The 17,390-nt window shown below is 66.5% G+C and carries 19 protein-coding genes; 10 read left to right on the top strand and 9 right to left on the bottom strand.

All coding sequences use genetic code 11. The features are described 5' to 3' along the window. Nucleotides 1-158 precede the first annotated feature (158 nt). From G0Q01_RS10095 to G0Q01_RS10085, 3 genes are read right to left on the bottom strand one after another with little or no spacing between them, the layout of a single operon-like run. On the bottom strand, nt 159-1,484 hold the full coding sequence (locus G0Q01_RS10095) for an MATE family efflux transporter (RefSeq protein ID WP_164191509.1): 1,326 nt from the start codon (nt 1,482-1,484) through the stop codon (nt 159-161). A 54-nt stretch (nt 1,485-1,538) separates the two neighbouring features. After that, nucleotides 1,539-2,048 carry a PaaI family thioesterase gene (locus tag G0Q01_RS10090; protein ID WP_164191506.1) on the bottom strand — a complete coding sequence of 170 codons (510 nt, stop codon included), beginning with the start codon at nt 2,046-2,048 and terminating at the stop codon, nt 1,539-1,541. After that, entirely contained in the window at nt 2,045-2,509 is a 465-nt protein-coding gene (locus G0Q01_RS10085) for a PaaI family thioesterase (RefSeq protein WP_164191503.1), read from the bottom strand. Before G0Q01_RS10085 ends, G0Q01_RS10090 begins: the two co-directional genes overlap by 4 nt. Nucleotides 2,510-2,626: 117 nt before the next feature. On the opposite strand from G0Q01_RS10085, the gene G0Q01_RS10080 reads away from it, so the two are divergent. The 7 genes from G0Q01_RS10080 (at nt 2,627) to G0Q01_RS10050 (ending at nt 9,102) form a co-directional block, all read left to right on the top strand. Then, nucleotides 2,627-2,998 carry a MerR family DNA-binding transcriptional regulator gene (locus G0Q01_RS10080; protein ID WP_108966770.1) on the top strand — a complete coding sequence of 124 codons (372 nt, stop codon included), beginning with the start codon at nt 2,627-2,629 and terminating at the stop codon, nt 2,996-2,998. 259 nt (nt 2,999-3,257) lie between these two features. Further along, nucleotides 3,258-3,653: a MerR family DNA-binding transcriptional regulator gene (locus tag G0Q01_RS10075; protein ID WP_108966772.1), complete on the top strand. Its 396-nt coding sequence runs from the start codon at nt 3,258-3,260 to the stop codon at nt 3,651-3,653. A gap of 266 nt (nt 3,654-3,919) precedes the next feature. Next, nucleotides 3,920-4,132 carry a hypothetical protein gene (locus G0Q01_RS10070; RefSeq protein ID WP_164191499.1) on the top strand — a complete coding sequence of 71 codons (213 nt, stop codon included), beginning with the start codon at nt 3,920-3,922 and terminating at the stop codon, nt 4,130-4,132. A gap of 436 nt (nt 4,133-4,568) precedes the next feature. After that, nucleotides 4,569-5,207, top strand: coding sequence for a glutathione S-transferase family protein (locus tag G0Q01_RS10065; protein WP_108966776.1), 639 nt, complete (start codon nt 4,569-4,571; stop codon nt 5,205-5,207). A gap of 39 nt (nt 5,208-5,246) precedes the next feature. Further along, nucleotides 5,247-6,458, top strand: coding sequence for an acetyl-CoA C-acetyltransferase (locus G0Q01_RS10060; RefSeq protein WP_164191493.1), 1,212 nt, complete (start codon nt 5,247-5,249; stop codon nt 6,456-6,458). Further along, nucleotides 6,458-6,937 carry a cupin domain-containing protein gene (locus tag G0Q01_RS10055; RefSeq protein ID WP_164191490.1) on the top strand — a complete coding sequence of 160 codons (480 nt, stop codon included), beginning with the start codon at nt 6,458-6,460 and terminating at the stop codon, nt 6,935-6,937. The genes G0Q01_RS10060 and G0Q01_RS10055 overlap by 1 nt, the downstream gene beginning before the upstream one ends. Beyond that, nucleotides 6,934-9,102, top strand: coding sequence for a 3-hydroxyacyl-CoA dehydrogenase NAD-binding domain-containing protein (locus G0Q01_RS10050; RefSeq protein ID WP_164191486.1), 2,169 nt, complete (start codon nt 6,934-6,936; stop codon nt 9,100-9,102). The genes G0Q01_RS10055 and G0Q01_RS10050 overlap by 4 nt, the downstream gene beginning before the upstream one ends. Before the next feature lie 6 nt (nt 9,103-9,108). Here the strand turns inward: G0Q01_RS10050 and G0Q01_RS10045 are convergent, their stop codons facing one another. From G0Q01_RS10045 to ccrA, 3 genes are all read right to left on the bottom strand, one after another. Then, entirely contained in the window at nt 9,109-9,921 is an 813-nt protein-coding gene (locus G0Q01_RS10045; protein ID WP_164191483.1) for a DUF2182 domain-containing protein, read from the bottom strand. 30 nt (nt 9,922-9,951) lie between these two features. Then, entirely contained in the window at nt 9,952-10,590 is a 639-nt protein-coding gene (locus G0Q01_RS10040) for a DUF1326 domain-containing protein (protein WP_164191480.1), read from the bottom strand. A 319-nt stretch (nt 10,591-10,909) separates the two neighbouring features. Further along, entirely contained in the window at nt 10,910-12,193 is a 1,284-nt protein-coding gene (gene ccrA, locus G0Q01_RS10035; RefSeq protein ID WP_164191477.1) for a crotonyl-CoA carboxylase/reductase, read from the bottom strand. Between the two features lie 326 nt (nt 12,194-12,519). Between ccrA and G0Q01_RS10030 the strand changes: the two genes are divergently transcribed. The 3 genes from G0Q01_RS10030 (at nt 12,520) to deoD (ending at nt 15,672) form a co-directional block, all read left to right on the top strand. Then, on the top strand, nt 12,520-14,496 hold the full coding sequence (locus G0Q01_RS10030) for a protein meaA (protein ID WP_164191459.1): 1,977 nt from the start codon (nt 12,520-12,522) through the stop codon (nt 14,494-14,496). 160 nt (nt 14,497-14,656) lie between these two features. Beyond that, nucleotides 14,657-14,968 (top strand): H-NS family nucleoid-associated regulatory protein, encoded by a 312-nt coding sequence (locus G0Q01_RS10025; protein ID WP_095883690.1) that lies wholly within the window; start codon nt 14,657-14,659, stop codon nt 14,966-14,968. Continuing rightward, nucleotides 14,968-15,672 carry a purine-nucleoside phosphorylase gene (gene deoD, locus G0Q01_RS10020; protein WP_164191456.1) on the top strand — a complete coding sequence of 235 codons (705 nt, stop codon included), beginning with the start codon at nt 14,968-14,970 and terminating at the stop codon, nt 15,670-15,672. The genes G0Q01_RS10025 and deoD overlap by 1 nt, the downstream gene beginning before the upstream one ends. Before the next feature lie 74 nt (nt 15,673-15,746). Here the strand turns inward: deoD and G0Q01_RS10015 are convergent, their stop codons facing one another. The 3 genes from G0Q01_RS10015 to G0Q01_RS26580 form a co-directional block, all read right to left on the bottom strand. Beyond that, entirely contained in the window at nt 15,747-16,607 is an 861-nt protein-coding gene (locus tag G0Q01_RS10015) for a DUF1989 domain-containing protein (RefSeq protein ID WP_164191452.1), read from the bottom strand. 169 nt (nt 16,608-16,776) lie between these two features. Further along, nucleotides 16,777-16,974 carry a hypothetical protein gene (locus G0Q01_RS10010; protein WP_164191449.1) on the bottom strand — a complete coding sequence of 66 codons (198 nt, stop codon included), beginning with the start codon at nt 16,972-16,974 and terminating at the stop codon, nt 16,777-16,779. 83 nt (nt 16,975-17,057) lie between these two features. Continuing rightward, nucleotides 17,058-17,219, bottom strand: a complete 162-nt coding sequence (locus tag G0Q01_RS26580) for a hypothetical protein (RefSeq protein ID WP_193989033.1) — start codon at nt 17,217-17,219, stop codon at nt 17,058-17,060. Nucleotides 17,220-17,390 lie beyond the last annotated feature (171 nt).

Below are 17,390 nucleotides of genomic sequence, written 5' to 3'. Positions count from 1 at the left end.
TCGCGCGTGCGCCGGATACACGTATTTGGAAAGAGAAGAAGCCGGAGGTGCGCGTTGCCTCCGGTTTATCTTTTGGGCCGGAAAATCCCGGGGGGAGACGCGCGCGGCGTCTCGGAAGCGGGTCCCCAGGCAGCGACGCGGCGGGCGGAGCCCCCGCTTCAGCCGCCCTTGGCCACCCAGCGTTCCAGCGCCGGGTAGCGCAGCGCCAGCGTCAGCCCGCGTGCAAGGAAGGAGACCTGGTAGGCCAGCCAGAGCCCGTGGTTGCCCATCCCCGGCAGCGCCAGCAGCAGCACCGCCGCGTAGATCACCGCCGAGACTGCCATCATGTTGCGCATGTCCGCCGAGCGCGTCGCACCGATGAAGATGCCGTCGAGCGTGAAGGGCAACGCCTGCAGCAGTGGCGAGACGACCATCCATGGCAGGAAGGCAATCGCCGCGGCGCGCACGGCCTCGTCGGCGGCGATGCCACGGATCAGCAGAGGTCCGACGAGCCAGAAGAGCCCCGCCAGCAGAAGCGCCGCCACCACGCACCAAAGGCCCGCGAGCCGGGCGCTGCGGCGCAGGTGCGGCAGATTGCGCGCCCCCACCGCCTGGCCGACCAGCGCCTCTGCGGCAAAGGCGAAGCCGTCCATCGTGTGCGCGGTGATCATCATGAACTGCATCAGCACCTGGTTTGCCGCGAGGGTCTCGTCGCCGAAGCGTCCGCCGACCAGCATGAACGAGACGATGATCGCCTCCAGCAGCAGCGAGCGGATCAGGATATCGCCGTTGAGCGCGGCCATGCGGCGCAGCCGCGCCGGATCGAAGACCCGCGCCCGGTTCCGCCAGCCGGCCTCGGCAAAGCCGTCGCGGCAGAGCCAGAGGCCAAGGCCCAGACCCGACCATTCGGCGACGAAGGTGGCCAGCGCCACGCCCTCGACCCCCATGCCGACCCAGAGCACCAGCGCCAGATCGAGCACCACGTTCACCGCGTTCATGCCAAGCTGCAGCACCAGCACTGCCCGCGTCCGCTCCTGCGCGATCAGCCAGCCGGTGAGCCCGTAGATCGCCACCGCCGCCGGTGCCGACCAGATGCGGATCTGCATGTAGCTCTGCGCCATTTGCTCGACCTCTTGCGAGGCCGGGGAGGCGGCAAAGGCGATGCGGAAGATCAGCGCCTGCAGCGCGATCAGCAGCACGCCCCCGGCAAGACCGATCAGCAGCGCCCGCGCGAGCAGGGCGGAGACCTCGCAGCGATCATTCTCGCCGAGCGCTTGGGCGGTGAGCCCGGTGGTGCCCATGCGCAGGAAGCCAAAGATCCAGTAGATCGCCGAGAGCACCACCGCGCCGATGCCGACCGCGGCGATCGGCTCGGGGCTGGGGATCTGGCCGACCACGGCGGTGTCCACCGCGCCGAGGATCGGCACCGTGGCGTTCGAGAGCAGGATCGGCAGCGCAATCTTCAGCACGCGGCCATGGGTCAGGGGGAGGTTCTGGGAGCGCATGGTTTCTTCAGAGAGGGACGAAGGGCACGGAGGCGACGCTGCGAAGGGGCCTGCTCATCTCTCGTCCCAGGGCATCAGGAAGTGCCCCACCGCCTGAACGATCGGCCGGTCGCGGTTGTCCTGCCAGGCTTCGGCATGGACCGAGGCGTAGCGCCGACCCGAGCGGGTGACACGGGCCCGGGCATAGGCGTCGCGCGGCAGGCCGGGGCGCAGGTAGTCTATGGTGAAATCGATGGTCTTGGGCAGGCGCGGCAGCCGACCCTGCTCCAGCGTCTCGAGATCGAGCCGACCGGACTCGACCTCGCCCCAGAGGCTCATCCAGCTCAGGGTGATGATCGAGGTCACCTCGAGAAAGGCGGCGGTCACCCCGCCGTGCAGCGCTGGCAGGTCGGGGTTGCCGATCAGCTTCTCGTCGAAGTTCAGCACCCCGGTCAGCTCGTCGCCGCGGCGGTCGAAGGTGATGCCGAGGAAATTCACGTAAGGCACGCCGCCGGCCAGCGCGCGAAGCGCGGTGTCGCGGCGCTGCTTCACCACCTGGACGGGTTCGGGCTTGCGATGGCTCATGCGGTGTCCTCCGGCGTGTCGCCGCGCAGCTGCGGGACGGTGAAGGTGCCGGTGGCCATGGCGACGGGGCGCTCCGTGTCCTCGTCCAGCGCCACGGCGCGCACGAAAGCGACCGAGCGGGTCACGTGGTGGCATTCGGCCCGGGCAGTGATCCCCTGCCCCGGCGTGGCGGCGCGCAGGTAGTCGATGCGCAGGCTGATGGTGGCGGTGTGCCCCTCGACTTGGCGGTGCGCCATGACCGAGGCGCCGCCGCAGGTGTCCATCAGCGTCGAGACCGCACCACCATGGATCACCCCGGTCTCGGGGTCCCCGACGAGCTGCGCCGCGAAGGGCATGTGAATCTCGGCACAGCCATCGCCGAAACCGGTGATCTTCAGACCCAGCGCGCGCGCCTGCGGTAGCCGCAGGATCAGCTCGGCCGCAACCGCCGGGTCGAAAACCGACTCCGCATCCGTGGACATGGCGATATCCCTTTCTCGTCTCGCGTCTTTATGCGGCGACGGATCGCGCACCGCAAGCCGCGCGGCCATTGCCCTCGCCGCGGTGCCGCATTACCTTTCGCCACGTCAGGAGGCCCAATGAGCGAGACACGTCTCAGCTTCAAGCAAATGTGCGCACGGTTCGAGGTCACCCCACGCACCTTGCGCTACTACGAGTACATCGAGCTGCTCACCCCCGATCGTGACGGGCGATCGCGCTGGTACGGCCCGCGCGAGGTGGCGCGGATGACGCTGATCCTGCGCGGGCGAAAGTTCGGATTCCAGCTCGAGGAGATCCGGCAATGGCTGCAGATGTACGAACGCGACGGCACCGAGGCACAGATGCGCACCTGGGTGGAGATGGCGGACCGGCAGCTCGTGCAGCTCGGCGAGCAGCGCGCGCAGCTCGATTCGGCGATCGAGGAACTCAAAGCGCTTCGGGATGTGACCCTCAAAGAGCTGGGTGAATAAGGCGAATCACCCGCCGCGGGCGTGTTGAAACGCTTTGATTTCGTACCCGGCTGCATACATTCGAGCCCCGGAATGGCTGCGTCACGCGCAACCGGGGAAAGAAAGTTCTTCCCGCCATCGCGTGACGCTTAACGAAGTTACGTAATTTCGGAAATGACGTTGCGTAGCGGTCTCAAAAGGATAGGGGGCAGTTGTAGGATTGTCATGAAAGGCGCAGTTCACCCGTCATCTTGACGCGAAGTGAGGTAGAAGACCTGACATGAGTGACGACCAGTTTATGACGATCCGCGAAATGTGCGACCTGTTTGAGGTGACGCCGCGGACTCTCCGTTTCTACGAGCAGAAGGAACTGCTCTTTCCCATCCGTGAAGGACAGAAGCGCCTCTTCACCCGGCGTGACCGGGCGCGGCTGAAACTGATCCTGCGCGGCAAGCGCTTCGGCTTCAGCCTCGAAGAGATCCGCCAGCTTCTGGAGCTCTACGACAAGGGTGACCAGCAGCGGACCCAGATCGCGCGCAGCTACGAGATCGGCCAGGAACGTCTTGCCGACATGATCCGTCAGCGCGATGATCTGACCATGGCGATCGAGGAACTGAAAGAACAGCTTGCCTGGGGCGAACAGATGCTCGGCGAGTTGGAGCGCAAGGCCGGCTGATCCCCCAGCGGACCATCGCGAGGCCTTGGCGGACGGGAGAGGAGGCCCCATGCCAGGCGCAATACAAGCTGCACAGCCCAAGTATACCGCCCCGGTCGCGGATCTGCTGTTCGTCCTTCGCGACGTACCGCGGATCGACCGGGGCGTTTCTGCATCTGCGGACCGCGGCACCTGCGCCGCGATCCTGACCGCGGTGGCTCGGCGCGCCGAGGCCCGGGGCCGCAGAATGAAACCCTGTTGCGAAAGTTACCGAAAAGGAGCCGCCCATGCCCAAGCGCTTTCGTCTCACCCGACGCTTCTCGGTCGCGATGACAGAGGACGGCTACCGCGGCCTGCGCAGCTTCTCGGCGGCGGCGGGGCTCGACGAGGGCGAGGCGCTGTCTTTCCTCTTCGAGAATTTCGGCAGCGTGACCGATGCCGAGGTGCTCTCGCACCGGCTGCGGCTGTTCAACGCCGAGCTCGAGGCGCGCAAGCGATGAGCCAGACCTCCGCCCCCCTCGACCGCGCGGGCGGCGGGCGAAGGACCGGGGGTGTCGCACCCCCGGACCCCCGCGGGATGGTTCCGCCTAGAAGACATACCGGAGCCGCACATCGGGTCCACGCCACGTCGAGCCCGGTCACCGGGCGGATCACCAGACGGATCACCAGGAGCCGGGCCACGCGGGACTGCACTCGGTCCGCCCCACCGCGGCACCGGCCTGCAAGGGCCTCCGGCTTGGCGGCGGGGTTGCTGCTAGGGCGGTCATCGGCGTCCCAGCCTGTACCGCGCCGACAGTCTTTCCGCCGCGAGGTTAAGAACGGGTTACATCTGGCGTCGAAACTGGTTTCTTCTAGGATCGAGTATCCCGCGGGAATGCGGGGGCGCGAAGCCCCCGCCACTGCCCGCGCCGCAACGCACAGGGAAAGACCGCGCGCATGACCATCAAGCTCTACTGTTTCGGAGAATCCGGAAATGCCTACAAGGCGGCACTGCCGCTGCAGCTCGCGGGGCTGGATTGGGAACCGGTGAAGGTGGATTTCTTCAATGGCGCCACCCGCACGCCCGAGTACCGCGCCGAGGTCAACGAGATGGGCGAGGTGCCGGTGCTGGTCGATGGCGACATCACCCTCACCCAATCGGGGGTGATCCAGCACTATATCACCGAGAAGACCGGCAAGTTCGGCGGCGCCACGCCCGAGGAGGCGCGCGAGGTGCTGCGCTGGCAGTTCTGGGACAACCACAAGCTCAGCAGCCCGGCCGGAATGACGCGTTTCCTGATGAACTTCCTCCCCGAGGACAAGCGCCCGGCCGAGGTGATCGCCTTCACACAGGGGCGGCTCAAGGCCGCCTACCAGGTGCTCGACGCGCACCTCGGCGGCCGCGACTGGATCGTCGGCGACGGGCCGACCCACGCGGATTTCTGCTGCTGCGGCTATCTTTTCTATCCCGAGCCCTTCGGCTTTGTCCGGGCAGACTGGCCGAACATCGACCGCTGGCTAAGTGGTATCGAAGCCTTGCCGGGCTGGAAGCACCCCTATGAGCTGATGCCCGGCTCGCCCGCCGACCGGGCCTAGAGGCGCCACACATCCCGGCCGACCATGGAAGGAGGAGCCATGTCCGAGGCCTATATCTATGACGCGATCCGCACCCCGCGCGGGCGGGGGCGGCCGGATGGCGCGCTGCACGAGGTGACGGCCCTGCGGCTCTCGGCGCTTGTGCTGGATGGGCTCCGGGAGCGGAACGGACTCGATGGGCCGGTGCTCGAGGATGTGATCTGGGGCAATGCCACCCAGATCGGCGAACAGGGCGGTTGTCTCGCGCGCTCCGCCGTCCTGGCCTCGGGGTTGGACGAGACAATTCCGGGCCTGTCGATCAACCGCTTCTGCGCCTCGGGGCTCGAGGCGGTGATGCTTGGCGCCGCGCAGGTGCAGGGCGGATTGGGGCAAGCGTATCTGGCCGGCGGGGTCGAGATGATGAGCCGCGTGCCCATGGGCTCGGACGGGGCGGCGATCGCCGTCGATCCCTCGCTTGCCATCCCCCGACATTTCGTGCCGCAGGGCATTGCCGCGGACCTCATCGCCACGAAGCACGGCATCACGCGCGAGGCCGCCGATGGCTACGCGGCGGAGAGCCAGGCGCGCGCCGCCCGCGCCTGGGAGGAGGGCCGCTTCGAGCGCTCGATCCTGCCGGTCACCGATATCAACGGGCTGCCCATTCTCGCGCGTGACGAGGCGCTGCGGCCCGGCACGGAGCTCGAGGCTCTCGCGGGGCTGACGCCCGCCTTCAGGGAGATGGGCGCGCAGATGCCCGGCTTCGATGCGGTGGCGCTGATGCGCTACCCCGAGCTGGAACGCATCGATCACATTCACCATGCGGGCAACAGCTCCGCCATCGTCGACGGGGCGGCGGGCGTGCTGCTCGGCTCGAAGGGCTTCGGCGAGGCGATGGGGCTGGCGCCCCGCGCCCGCATCCGCGCCATGGCCCGCATCGGCAGCGAGCCGACGATCATGCTGACCGGCCCGCTCCCCGTCACCGAAAGGGTTCTCGAGCAGGCGGGGATGGAGATCGGCGACGTCGACCTTTTCGAGGTGAACGAGGCCTTCTCCTCGGTGGTCTTGCGCTTTCTGCAGGCCTTCGACGCCGACCCGGGCAAGGTCAATGTCAACGGCGGCGCCATCGCCATGGGCCACCCGCTCGGCGCCACCGGGGCAATGCTGATCGGCACGCTTCTGGACGAGCTCGAGCGCGCGGACAAATCCACCGGCCTTGTCACGCTCTGCGTCGCCTCGGGCATGGGCGTGGCCATGATCCTCGAGAGGGTATGATGCCAAAACTCCACCCCCAACCCGTCACCACCCATCGCGCCAGCCGCCATCGCGTGCTCGGTGACGGTCCCGGCCCCTATGGCTGCCAGCTCCTGTCGGATCCGGGCGGGCTGACCCAATTCGGCGCCTTCATCGAGGAACTGCCGCCCGGCTCGGCCTCGGGCTGGCGGCACTGGCACGAGCGCGAGGACGAGATGGTCTACGTGCTGAGCGGCGCATTGGTGCTGGTCGAGGACGAAGAGGTGGCGATGGGTCCGGGCGATTGCGCCTGTTGGCCCGCCGGTCAGGGCATCGGGCACCGGCTTGAAAACCGATCGGACGCACCGGCCCGCTACCTTGTGATCGGCACCCGCAGCGGCGCGGACGTCATCCACTACAGCGATCATGACCTGGTGACCGAAACCCATGGCGCGGCCCGCGTCTACCGCCGCCGCGACGGCTCGGAGGTGGGGCGGCACGAAGGGGAGGATGAGACATGACCGATTTCTCGGCCAACACCGAGGGCGGCGTCTGCACCATCTCTTGGGACACGCCCGGCAAATCGATGAACGTCATGAGCCTCGAGGCGCTCGCCGAGCTCGACGCGCTGGTGAGCGCGGCGCTGGAAGATGCGCGCGTGAAAGGCATCGTGATCACCTCCGCCAAGCCCGGCAGCTTTGCCGGCGGCATGGACCTGAAGACGCTGGCGGCAATGCGCGAGGCCGCCGGGGACGACCCGGCCAAGGGCATCTTCGAGGGGATCATGGCGCTGCACGCGGCGCTGCGACGGATCGAGCGCGCCGGGATGAACGCGGCGAACGAGGGTGGCAAGCCCATCGCCTGCGCCCTGCCCGGCACAGCGCTCGGGCTCGGCTACGAGCTGGCGCTGGCCTGTCATCGGATTTTCGCCGCGCCGACCCACGGTGCGAAGATCGGCCTGCCGGAGATCAAGCTCGGGCTCTTTCCCGGCGCCGGCGGTACCACGCGGCTGGTGCGCAGGCTCGGGGCCATGGGCGCGGCGCCCTACCTGCTGGAGGGCACGCTTCTGTCCCCCGAAAAGGCGAAGGCCGCGGGGCTGATCGACGAGATCGCCGAGGACCCCCAAGAGGCCGCCCGCGCCTGGGTGTTGCAGGCCGCGCCCGAGGCGCTGGCGAAACCCTGGGACCGCAAGGGCTTCAAGCTGCCCGGCGGCGGGCCGTATCACCCGGCGGGCTTCATGACCTTTCTCGGCGCCTCGGCCATGGTGAACGGCAAGACCAAGGGGGCTTACCCGGCCGCAAAGGCGCTGCTTTCGGCGGTCTACGAGGGCGCACAGGTGCCCTTCGACACCGCGCTCAGGATCGAGGCGCGCTGGTTCACCCATGTCATGCTCGACCCCAGCTCGAGCGCGATGATCCGCACGCTCTTCGTCGGCAAGGAAGCGCTGGACAAGGGCGCGGGCCGACCCGAAGGCGTGCCGCCGCAGAGCGTGAAGAAGCTCGGCGTGCTTGGCGCTGGGATGATGGGCGCGGGCATCGCGCTGGTCGCGGCGCAGGCGGGGGTCGAGGTGGTGCTGCTCGACCGCACGCAGGAGGCGGCGGACAAGGGCCGCGCCCACGCCGAGGCCTATCTCGACGAAGGGGTGAAGCGCGGCAAGACCAGCGCCGCGCAGAAGCAGGCGGTGCTGCAGCGGCTGAGCGCCCCCACCGAGTTCGACGCGCTGGCCGGCTGCGACATGATCATCGAGGCGGTCTTCGAGGATCCAGAGGTGAAGGCCGAGGTCACCCGCACCGCGCTGCGCCACGTACCCGAGAGCTGCATCTTCGCCACCAACACCTCGAGCCTGCCCGTGTCGAAACTGGCCGAGGCCTCGCTGATGCCCGAGAATTTCGTCGGCCTGCATTTCTTTTCACCAGTCGAGAAGATGCAGCTGGTCGAGGTGATCAAGGGGGTCCGCACCGGCCCGCGCGCCGTGGCCAAGGCGCTGGATTTCGCCCGCATGATCCGCAAGACGCCGATCGTCGTGAACGACGCGCGCTTCTTTTATGCCAACCGCTGCATCATCCCCTATCTCAACGAGGGGCTGCGCCTGCTGCGAGAGGGCGTCGCCCCGGCACTGATCGAGAATGCAGCCAAGCTGACCGGCATGCCGCTCGGTCCGCTGCAGCTGGTCGACGAGACCTCGATCGAGCTGGGACTGAAGATCGCCCAGGCCAGCCGTGCCGCCATGGGCGAGAGCTATCGGGACGCGGATGTCGACGAGGTGCTGCAGCGCATGGCCGACCTGGGGCGGCTTGGACGCAAGGCGGGCGCGGGTTTCTATACCTACGAGGGCGGCAAGCGGCTCGGACTCTGGGAGGGGCTGGCGGTCGAATGGCCCGAAGCGGAAGAGCAGCCGGAGCTGCAGGAGGTGCAACACCGGCTGCTCTTCGTGCAGGCGCTGGAGGCCGTTCGGGCGCTCGAGCGCCACGTGCTGCCGGGAGTGCGCGAAGGCGATGTGGGCGCCGTGCTGGGCTGGGGGTTCGCGCCCTGGTCGGGCGGGCCGTTCTCCTGGCTCGACATGCTCGGCGCCCCCTATGCCGCGGAGCGTGCCTCTGAACTCGCCGATCGCCACGGGCGGCGCTTCACCTGCCCCGAGACGCTTGCCGAGATGGCACGCAAGGGCGGGCGCTTCTACCCCGCCTGAGCAGCCTCACAGCGCTCCGGCCAGGATCGCGGCGCCCCAGAGAACCAGCGCCGCCCCGGCGAGCTTGCTGATCTGTGGCCCGTGCGGAAGGTATTTCTCGGCCGCGACCCAGAGCGCGAGGCCGACGATCCAAGCGAAGTTCATGATGCCGCCGACAAAGAGCAGTGCCATAAGGAACCAGCAGCAGCCGAGGCAGTACCAGCCGTGCTCCACCCCCATGCGGAAGGCCCCCGTCATCCCGGAGCGCCGGTGGCGGGTCAGGACCTCCGCCGGCGACCGGCACTGGCTGAGACAGCTCTGCTTGAGCGGGGTGAACTGGAAGGCCCCGGCGGCAATCAGCACCAACGCCCCGGCCCTGCTGCTGGTGAGAGACATCATGCTGGCCGAGACCAGCCCGCCCGCCTCGAGCCCCCATTGCAGCGCCGTCGCCAGCGCGCTGAACAGCGCCCAGACTGCGAGGTAGCCTAGGACGAACGCCGCGCAGCTGCGCGGCACCGCCAAGGCCTGCGCCCCGCGCCGCCCGAGCGCGGCGTAGAGCAGTACCACCGGCGCCACGCTCGGCAGCATCATGGCGATCATCATCACCCACCACATCAGGAAGACCAGCAGCGCTTGCCCGGAGGACCAGCCCCCGGCCATGTCCATGTCCATGCCCGACGGACCGGCCTCGCCCGACATGCCGGTCATCTTCGGCGCCGACATCTCCATGCCGGCGCCGCTGACCGTGTAGAGCGCCGCCAGCAGGAACAGCAGCCCCAGCAGACCCGCAACGATCAGCCGGTCGCGGCGCAGGGCGCGTTCGGCAAGGCTCTCTTGCATCCTGACATCTCCGATCTGAGGCGACTCGGCTCAGGCGGCCTCGAGCACGCCCTGCCCTGACAGATGGATCTCGAGCAGATGGGCGTGGCTGGCCTTGTTGTTCTCGAGGCGGATCTCGCCGCTGGTGCTGGCCGTGCCCCGGGCGATTTCGGCGACGCGATACTCGAAGCCATGCGGCAGGTTGATCCGCGCCCGATGCGCAGCCCCGGTGACCGGGTTGGTGATCGGCTCGGCGACACAGTCGACCACCCCGGGGACCGAGAGCTGCGCGCTGCGGCTCTCCATGTCGAGTTCGAAGGCGATCGGCTTGTAAAGCGTCTGCAACTTGTTCGGCGACATCGCGGAAAACACCCACCACATGGTCGCCATGTCCTCGGTGTCCTCGCCAACGAAGATGCGCTCGAGTGCCCTGCGCTGCGCCGGGCTTGCGCCGTCATCGATGACGACCTGCATGGTGCCCCCGCCTTCGTGGATCGGACCCGGCCAATGCAGCAGCATGGCGGCGCGGGTGCCCAAAAGATCGGTTTCACCGTGATGGCCGGAATGGAATTCGAACCCCGCTACCGCCTCGCAGTTGCCATAGGTGGGCAGGGACATGAACTGGCAGGGGCAGCCGGGGGCGCAATTGCAGTTTCCCAGCTCGTAGCCGTGAAGCTCCCAGGGGGTCATGGCGTGTTCTCCTCAATTTGTTGGGCTCAAATGTCCTAGAAAGAAATTGACTCGGAAAACTCGGGGTGACCCGCCGTGCAGGGAGGGCGCAGTCGGGAAAATGTCCCGCGACACATGCGCAGTGTAGCATATCAGCGCGGGCCTGCGGACGTGGCGCGCCGTTCTGACACAAAAAAGGGACAGGGCCTCCCGCCCCGTCCCCTCTTCGACCCGGCTTCGTCTGTTCAAGAAGCCGCCCACCGCGAGACCGCCGCGCCGACCTTCGGCAGCGCAGCAGGCATCCTCTTGGCCACGCCCGCACCAGATCAGACGGCGGCAATCAGATTACGGTAAGCGCCTCTTCGAAGGTGCGCAGCCCGGTGCGCGGCGCCTGGACAAGCACCGCCATGTTGCCCGGCTTGTGCTCGTTTCGCCGCATCTTCACATGCGCCGCGGGGATCTCTTCCCAGCCGAAGACCTCGGACATGCACGGGTCGAGCCGGCGCTCGATCATCAGCTTGTTGGCCGCCGAGGCCTGCTTGAGGTGGGCGAAATGCGAGCCCTGCAGGCGCTTTTGGTGCATCCACATGTAGCGCACGTCAAAAGTGCAGTTGAAGCCCGAGGTGCCGGCGCAGATCACCACCATGCCGCCCTTCTTGCACACCAGCGCCGAGACCGGGAAGGTCGCCTCGCCCGGGTGCTCGAAGACCATGTCGACGCTCACGCCTTTGCCCGTGATCTCCCAGATCGCCTTGCCGAACTTGCGCGCCTCCTTGAGCCAGTCGTTGTACTCGGGCGTGTTGACCGTGGGCAGCTGGCCCCAGCACTTGAACTCGTTGCGATTGATGACCCCCTTGGCACCCATCGACATGACGAACTCGCGTTTGCTCTCGTCCGAGATCACCCCGATGGCGTTCGCGCCGGCAGTGTTGATCAGCTGGATCGCATAGGAGCCGAGCCCGCCCGAGGCGCCCCAGACCAGCACGTTCTGCCCGGGCTTGAGCTCATGCGGGTGGTGGCCAAAGAGCATCCGGTAGGCGGTGGCCAGCGTCAGCGTGTAGCAGGCGCTTTCTTCCCAGGTCAGATGCTTGGGTCGCGGCATCAGCTGCTGCGCCTGCACGCGGGTGAACTGGGCGAAGCTGCCGTCCGGCGTTTCGTAGCCCCAGATGCGCTGGCTGGGCGAGAACATCGGGTCGCCGCCGTTGCACTCTTCGTCGTCGCCGTCGTCCTGGTTGCAGTGGATGACCACCTCGTCGCCGACCTTCCAGCGGGTGACCTTGTCGCCCACCTTCCAAACGATGCCCGAGGCGTCGGAGCCCGCGATGTGATAGGGCGCGCCATGGCCGTCGAAGGGGCTGATCGGCACGCCGAGCCCGGCCCAGACGCCATTGTAGTTGACCCCGGCCGCCATCACGAGAACCAGCACCTCGGAGCTGTCGATCTCCCAGGTGTCGACCACCTCCTTCTGGAAGGACTGGTCGGGCTCGCCATGACGCTCGCGGCGGATCGCCCAGGCGTACATCTGCTTCGGCACATGGCCGAGGGGCGGCATCTCGCCGATCTCGTAGAGGTCCTTCACCGGTGCGTTGTAGGGCGCGATCTCGGTCTTGCTGTCGAGTGCCATCATGGCCTCCTTCCTCACTCCTGCGTCGCCCGCGCCGCAGTGCAGAATCGCGGGGCTCCTCCCCTTCGAGATACAATTCAACGCGCAACATTGCAACTCTGATAGCTATCTTTGAGAAATTTTATAACTTAGTTGATGCGCAGCCGTGAGCCTGCATTCGCTCGAAACGCATGTATACTGGGGTTTCCGAGATCCCGCCCCTGCTGCAGCGCAGCTGAGGCTCTCCGCCGCGATGCGGCGAATTGACTGGACATTTTATTTCCAATATCCACTCCAAACAGCAAGATGATTGCTCGCGAGATTCGAGCAGCTCAAGGGAGGATGATATGAAGGACAGCACCAGCCCGCGCCAGCCCGACCGCCCCTGGCTGATCCGCACCTATGCCGGACATTCCACCGCCAGCGCCTCCAACGCGCTCTACCGGTCCAATCTCGCCAAGGGGCAGACCGGGCTTTCGGTGGCCTTCGATCTGCCGACCCAAACGGGCTACGACAGCGATCACGTGCTGGCCCGCGGCGAGGTCGGCAAGGTTGGCGTGCCGGTCTGCCACCTCGGCGACATGCGCGCACTGTTCGACCAGATCCCGCTCGAGCAGATGAACACCTCGATGACGATCAACGCCACCGCGCCCTGGCTGTTGTCGCTCTATATCGCCGTCGCGGAGGAACAGGGCGCGGAGATCGCGAACCTTCAGGGCACGGTGCAGAACGACCTGATCAAGGAGTACCTCAGCCGGGGCACCTATATCTGTCCGCCGAAACCTTCGCTCAAGATGATCGGGGACGTGGCCGAGTATTGCTATGACCATGTGCCCAAGTGGAACCCGATGAATGTCTGCTCCTATCATCTGCAAGAGGCTGGCGCGACACCCGAGCAGGAGTTGGCCTTTGCCCTCGCCACCGCCTGCGCGGTGCTGGACGAGCTGAGACCGCGGGTCGCCGCCGAGGATTTCCCGGCGCTCTGCGGACGCATCAGCTTTTTCGTCAACGCCGGGATCCGGTTTGTCACCGAGATGTGCAAGATGCGCGCCTTCGTCGATCTCTGGGACGAAATCCTGCAAGAGCGCTATGGGGTCGCCGATCCGAAATACCGGCGTTTCCGTTATGGCGTGCAGGTCAACAGCCTCGGGTTGACCGAGCAGCAGCCGGAAAACAACGTCTACCGCATTCTCATTGAAATGCTGGCCGTCACCCTGTCGAAGAAAGCCCGCGCGCGCGCCGTGCAATTGCCCGCCTGGAACGAGGCGCTCGGCCTGCCCCGTCCCTGGGACCAGCAGTGGTCGATGCGGATGCAGCAGATCCTGGCCTATGAGACCGACCTGCTCGAATACGACGATCTCTTCGACGGCAATCCCGCGGTGGATCGAAAGGTCGAGGAACTGAAGCAGGGCGCGCGGGCCGAGCTGGCGAATATCGGCTCGATGGGCGGCGCCATCGGCGCCATCGACTACATGAAAGCCCGGCTCGTCGACGCCAATGCGGACCGGCTCGGGCGTATCGAGCGCAATGAGACCACCGTGGTGGGCGTGAATCGCTGGACGGATGCCGAACCTTCCCCGCTGGTTGGCGAAGACGGTGGAATCATGGTGGTGGACCCCGCGGTCGAGCACGAGCAAATCTCTAGGCTCGGAGACTGGCGTGCCGCCCGCAATGCCGGTGCCGTGACCGATGCGCTGGCCGAATTGCGCCGCGCCGCCTCGACGGGGGAAAACATCATGCCCGCCTCGATCGCCTGCGCAAAGGCGGGGGTCACAACCGGCGAATGGGCGGGGGAAATGCGCGCCGTACATGGGGAATATCGCGGCCCGACCGGCGTCGCCAAGGCCGTCTCCAACCGCACGGAGGGGCTTGAGGACCTGCGTGCCGCAGTCGATGCGGTCAGCGACCGACTGGGCACCCGCCTGCGCTTTCTCGTTGGAAAACCCGGTCTCGACGGGCATTCGAACGGCGCCGAGCAGATCGCTTTCCGGGCGCGCGATTGCGGCATGGAGATAGACTATGACGGAATTCGGTTAACTCCTGAACAGATTGTTTCGCAAGCCCACACCGGCGCGCATGTCATAGGGCTTTCCATTCTTTCGGGTAGTCACATTCCGTTGATTTCCGATATTCTGGAAAAAATGCGCACTGAAGGGCTTGCGCATATTCCGGTGGTGGTTGGCGGCATCATCCCCGACGAAGACGCCAAAAGGCTTCTCGCCTGCGGCGTTGCGCGCGTTTACACGCCCAAGGACTTTGAGCTGAACAAGATAATGCAGGACATCATCACCCTCGCGGATCCCGAGAGCGTCGCCGCGCAATAGCGTAAAATCCCGCAGGAGAAGAGCAAAAAGAACAGGCGGCTCACGGTGATTGTGAGTGGTCAATAGCCTCTTTATACAAAATCTAGAATTGACACAAAGCGTGCACTTGCGGAATAGCTCCGGATAGCCAATTTTATTGGCACAGAAAACGGAGACAATCGTGAATATTGACCTTGATACCCTGTCCAAGGACGAGTTGAAGCAGCTAAAGGCCGACGTGGATAAAGCTCTGGCTACCATAGACGCGCGCCGCAAGGCGGAAGCAAAGCGCGCAGCCGAGCAGGTCGCCAAGGAATTCGGTTACTCGTTGGACGAAATCATTGCCGCTGGCGGCACCAAGGGCTCCAAAGGCGCCCCTAAATACGCAAACCCGTCCGATCCGGCGCAGACCTGGACCGGTCGTGGTCGCAAACCGAACTGGGTGATCGAAGCGCTTGACGAGGGCAAATCGCTCGAAGATCTCGCGCTCTGATGACCATCCATATCGGAGCAAAGCCCGGCGATATCGCCGAAACGGTTCTGATGCCCGGCGATCCACTGCGCGCGAAATGGGTGGCTGAAACGTTTCTGGAAAACGCGGACTGCGTCAACCAGGTGCGCGGCATGTACGGTTTCACCGGGTTCTGGAAAGGAAACCGGGTCTCCGTCCATGGCTCCGGCATGGGCATGCCGAGCCTGTCGATCTACGCCAACGAACTGATCCGGGACTACGGGGCGAAGACCCTGATCCGGATCGGTTCCTGCGGCGCGATGCAGCAGAGTGTCTCGGTGCGGGACGTCATCCTTGCGATGACGGCCAGCAGCCTGTCTACCCCGTCGCGCGGCATCTTCCGCGAGGTGAACTTCGCACCCTGCGCCGATTACGGCCTGCTGCGCGCCGCCGCCGAGGCCGCAGCGCGCATCGGAGCGAAAACCCATGTGGGCGGGATCTACTCCGCCGACGTGTTCTACGACGAACGCCCCGATCTGACCGAGATCATGACTCGGCACGGGATCCTCGGCGTCGAGATGGAAGCGGCCGAGCTTTACAATCTCGCGGCGCGCCACGGCGTGCGCGCGCTTGCCGTGCTCACCGTTTCGGACCATCTCCTCACCCATGAGGCCCTGCCGGCGGAAGAGCGCCAAAGCTCCTTCGCCGAGATGGTCGAGATCGCGCTCGAGGCAGCCTTCGCCTGAGGTGCGGGCGGGACAGAGCGCCCGCCCGGCTGATCCTTCCCAGCCTTACCTGCCAGCTTTCCCCGAGGGCCTGGTCACATGCCGTGGCTGCGGTCGTACCCGTTGCGCGCGGGCGGCTGCCAGCCCTCCAGCGCCCCCTCTGGCGCTCTGAGGATGTCCACCTCCAGCGGCGCGCAACGCGCCCTGTCCGAGCTGTGTTCGCTGGCGCAATCGCCACCTGGGCAGGCGCTCAGCGCGCCCAACAGCTCGATCTCGGCGAAAAACGTCAGGAAATCTCCGGGGCGCACCGGGCTCGCCTTCATAAAGTACTGGCCGGTGTCGCGGGTGAAGCCGGTGCACATGAAGACGTTCAGCACGTCATGCACCTCGCGCGCCGCCGCCTCGGCCGAGAGCCCCGTCGCCCCCGCCAGCGCCCGTGTCAGGTTGGAATGGCAGCATTGGTGGTACTGCTCGCCGCCGCTCAGCAGGTGATGCGTGTGCGGATCGCAGCGCGTTCCGATCACGTCATGCACCGAGCCGCCGTATTCATCGATGCCATACCAGCCGAGACTGTCCTCGACGATGGTCGCCATGGGCCTCAGGTCGGGAAAGCTCGACCACATACGCGCGCCCGTGGTCAGATGCGTGCCATGCAGCGCGCGCGTCTTGCCCGAATAGAAGCGCTCCGAGAGGTCCGCGGCATTCCACAGGTTGAGATCGCCCACCTGCGGCGCCTCGACGCTGCGGATGCGAAAGAAGCCTCCCGCGGGCACCCGGAAGGCACAAGCCTCGCGCGGCGCAGCGACAACGGTCTCGACCAGCTCCGCCTGCGCCAGCGCCGCGCGGTAGAGCGCCATGTCCGGCACGGGCAGTGTCTCGGTGGGATAGCAGATCACCGGGGCCACAGCCCGGCGGGCCTCGGCGTCCTTCGGCGGTGCGATTGGGGTCTTGGTCATCCTGTGGCTCCTCTTTGCCGTCAGAAGACCCGCCGCCCCCGCGAGGCGCAAGCCTGCCCCACCTCCTAGGCGCAAATATCACGGGGGAGGCCCCGAAAGGGGACGGCGGCAGTGCTCGCTCTGTCGCTCGCGCCCTGCGCCGGCACCCCTGCCCCGACCGTCGTCGGCCTCAGCTCGTCTGGCGCAGGCAAATGTCGGGGGTCTGGCCGCGCGGCCCCGTGGTGGTGGCGCCGCACTGCACGCAGGTCCAGCTGCTCTCGCCCGCGCCGCGGCGCTCGCGCCAGCGGCATTTGCGCGTGTCGCCGTGGCGGTAGTTGAAGACCAGCAGCACGATCACCGCAACGACAAAGACCCCCGCGAAGATCATCGGGGGCCTCGGTCAGTCGAGCTTGATTGGCAGGCAAGGCGCATGGTCAAAACCCTAACGCGAGGCGCGGCCGGCAACCACCCTCAGGCGGCGCGGTAATAGTCCAGCGTGCCCAGATCGGCGGTCACATCCTTGTGCGCGACCTGCACGAGCACGGGCTCGGGCTGGTAGTAGGCGAAGGCCTGCTCGAGCGCGTCGAGGGCTTCACGGGCGGTGGTATCGGTCTTTGCAGCGGTGCTGGTCATAGCGTCAATCCTTGATCTCTCGATCTCCTCCCGTCCGCTTCCCTAGATAGGGCTTCGCGCAGGGTGGCACACCCGCCGATGCTGCAACCACGCTCTGCGCTCAGCGCAACGGTGCACCGCGAGACCGGGCACGAAAAAACGCCGCGCCCTGCGGGCACGGCGTTTCGGGAT

This window comes from Salipiger sp. PrR007 (assembly GCF_010499845.1).
Lineage (GTDB): Bacteria > Pseudomonadota > Alphaproteobacteria > Rhodobacterales > Rhodobacteraceae > Salipiger > Salipiger pacificus_A.
This window is presented reverse-complemented; position numbering and strand designations above follow the sequence as displayed.

Bases quoted from the DNA above. Each gene is read 5' to 3' on its own strand.
- G0Q01_RS10095 (WP_164191509.1), bottom strand. From the start codon at position 1,484: ATGCGCTCCCAGAACCTCCCCCTGACCCATGGCCGCGTGCTGAAGATT.
- G0Q01_RS10090 (WP_164191506.1), bottom strand. From the start codon at position 2,048: ATGAGCCATCGCAAGCCCGAACCCGTCCAGGTGGTGAAGCAGCGCCGC.
- G0Q01_RS10085 (WP_164191503.1), bottom strand. From the start codon at position 2,509: ATGTCCACGGATGCGGAGTCGGTTTTCGACCCGGCGGTTGCGGCCGAG.
- G0Q01_RS10080 (WP_108966770.1), top strand. From the start codon at position 2,627: ATGAGCGAGACACGTCTCAGCTTCAAGCAAATGTGCGCACGGTTCGAG.
- G0Q01_RS10075 (WP_108966772.1), top strand. From the start codon at position 3,258: ATGAGTGACGACCAGTTTATGACGATCCGCGAAATGTGCGACCTGTTT.
- G0Q01_RS10070 (WP_164191499.1), top strand. From the start codon at position 3,920: ATGCCCAAGCGCTTTCGTCTCACCCGACGCTTCTCGGTCGCGATGACA.
- G0Q01_RS10065 (WP_108966776.1), top strand. From the start codon at position 4,569: ATGACCATCAAGCTCTACTGTTTCGGAGAATCCGGAAATGCCTACAAG.
- G0Q01_RS10060 (WP_164191493.1), top strand. From the start codon at position 5,247: ATGTCCGAGGCCTATATCTATGACGCGATCCGCACCCCGCGCGGGCGG.
- G0Q01_RS10055 (WP_164191490.1), top strand. From the start codon at position 6,458: ATGCCAAAACTCCACCCCCAACCCGTCACCACCCATCGCGCCAGCCGC.
- G0Q01_RS10050 (WP_164191486.1), top strand. From the start codon at position 6,934: ATGACCGATTTCTCGGCCAACACCGAGGGCGGCGTCTGCACCATCTCT.
- G0Q01_RS10045 (WP_164191483.1), bottom strand. From the start codon at position 9,921: ATGCAAGAGAGCCTTGCCGAACGCGCCCTGCGCCGCGACCGGCTGATC.
- G0Q01_RS10040 (WP_164191480.1), bottom strand. From the start codon at position 10,590: ATGACCCCCTGGGAGCTTCACGGCTACGAGCTGGGAAACTGCAATTGC.
- ccrA (WP_164191477.1), bottom strand. From the start codon at position 12,193: ATGGCACTCGACAGCAAGACCGAGATCGCGCCCTACAACGCACCGGTG.
- G0Q01_RS10030 (WP_164191459.1), top strand. From the start codon at position 12,520: ATGAAGGACAGCACCAGCCCGCGCCAGCCCGACCGCCCCTGGCTGATC.
- deoD (WP_164191456.1), top strand. From the start codon at position 14,968: ATGACCATCCATATCGGAGCAAAGCCCGGCGATATCGCCGAAACGGTT.
- G0Q01_RS10015 (WP_164191452.1), bottom strand. From the start codon at position 16,607: ATGACCAAGACCCCAATCGCACCGCCGAAGGACGCCGAGGCCCGCCGG.
- G0Q01_RS10010 (WP_164191449.1), bottom strand. From the start codon at position 16,974: ATGATCTTCGCGGGGGTCTTTGTCGTTGCGGTGATCGTGCTGCTGGTC.
- G0Q01_RS26580 (WP_193989033.1), bottom strand. From the start codon at position 17,219: ATGACCAGCACCGCTGCAAAGACCGATACCACCGCCCGTGAAGCCCTC.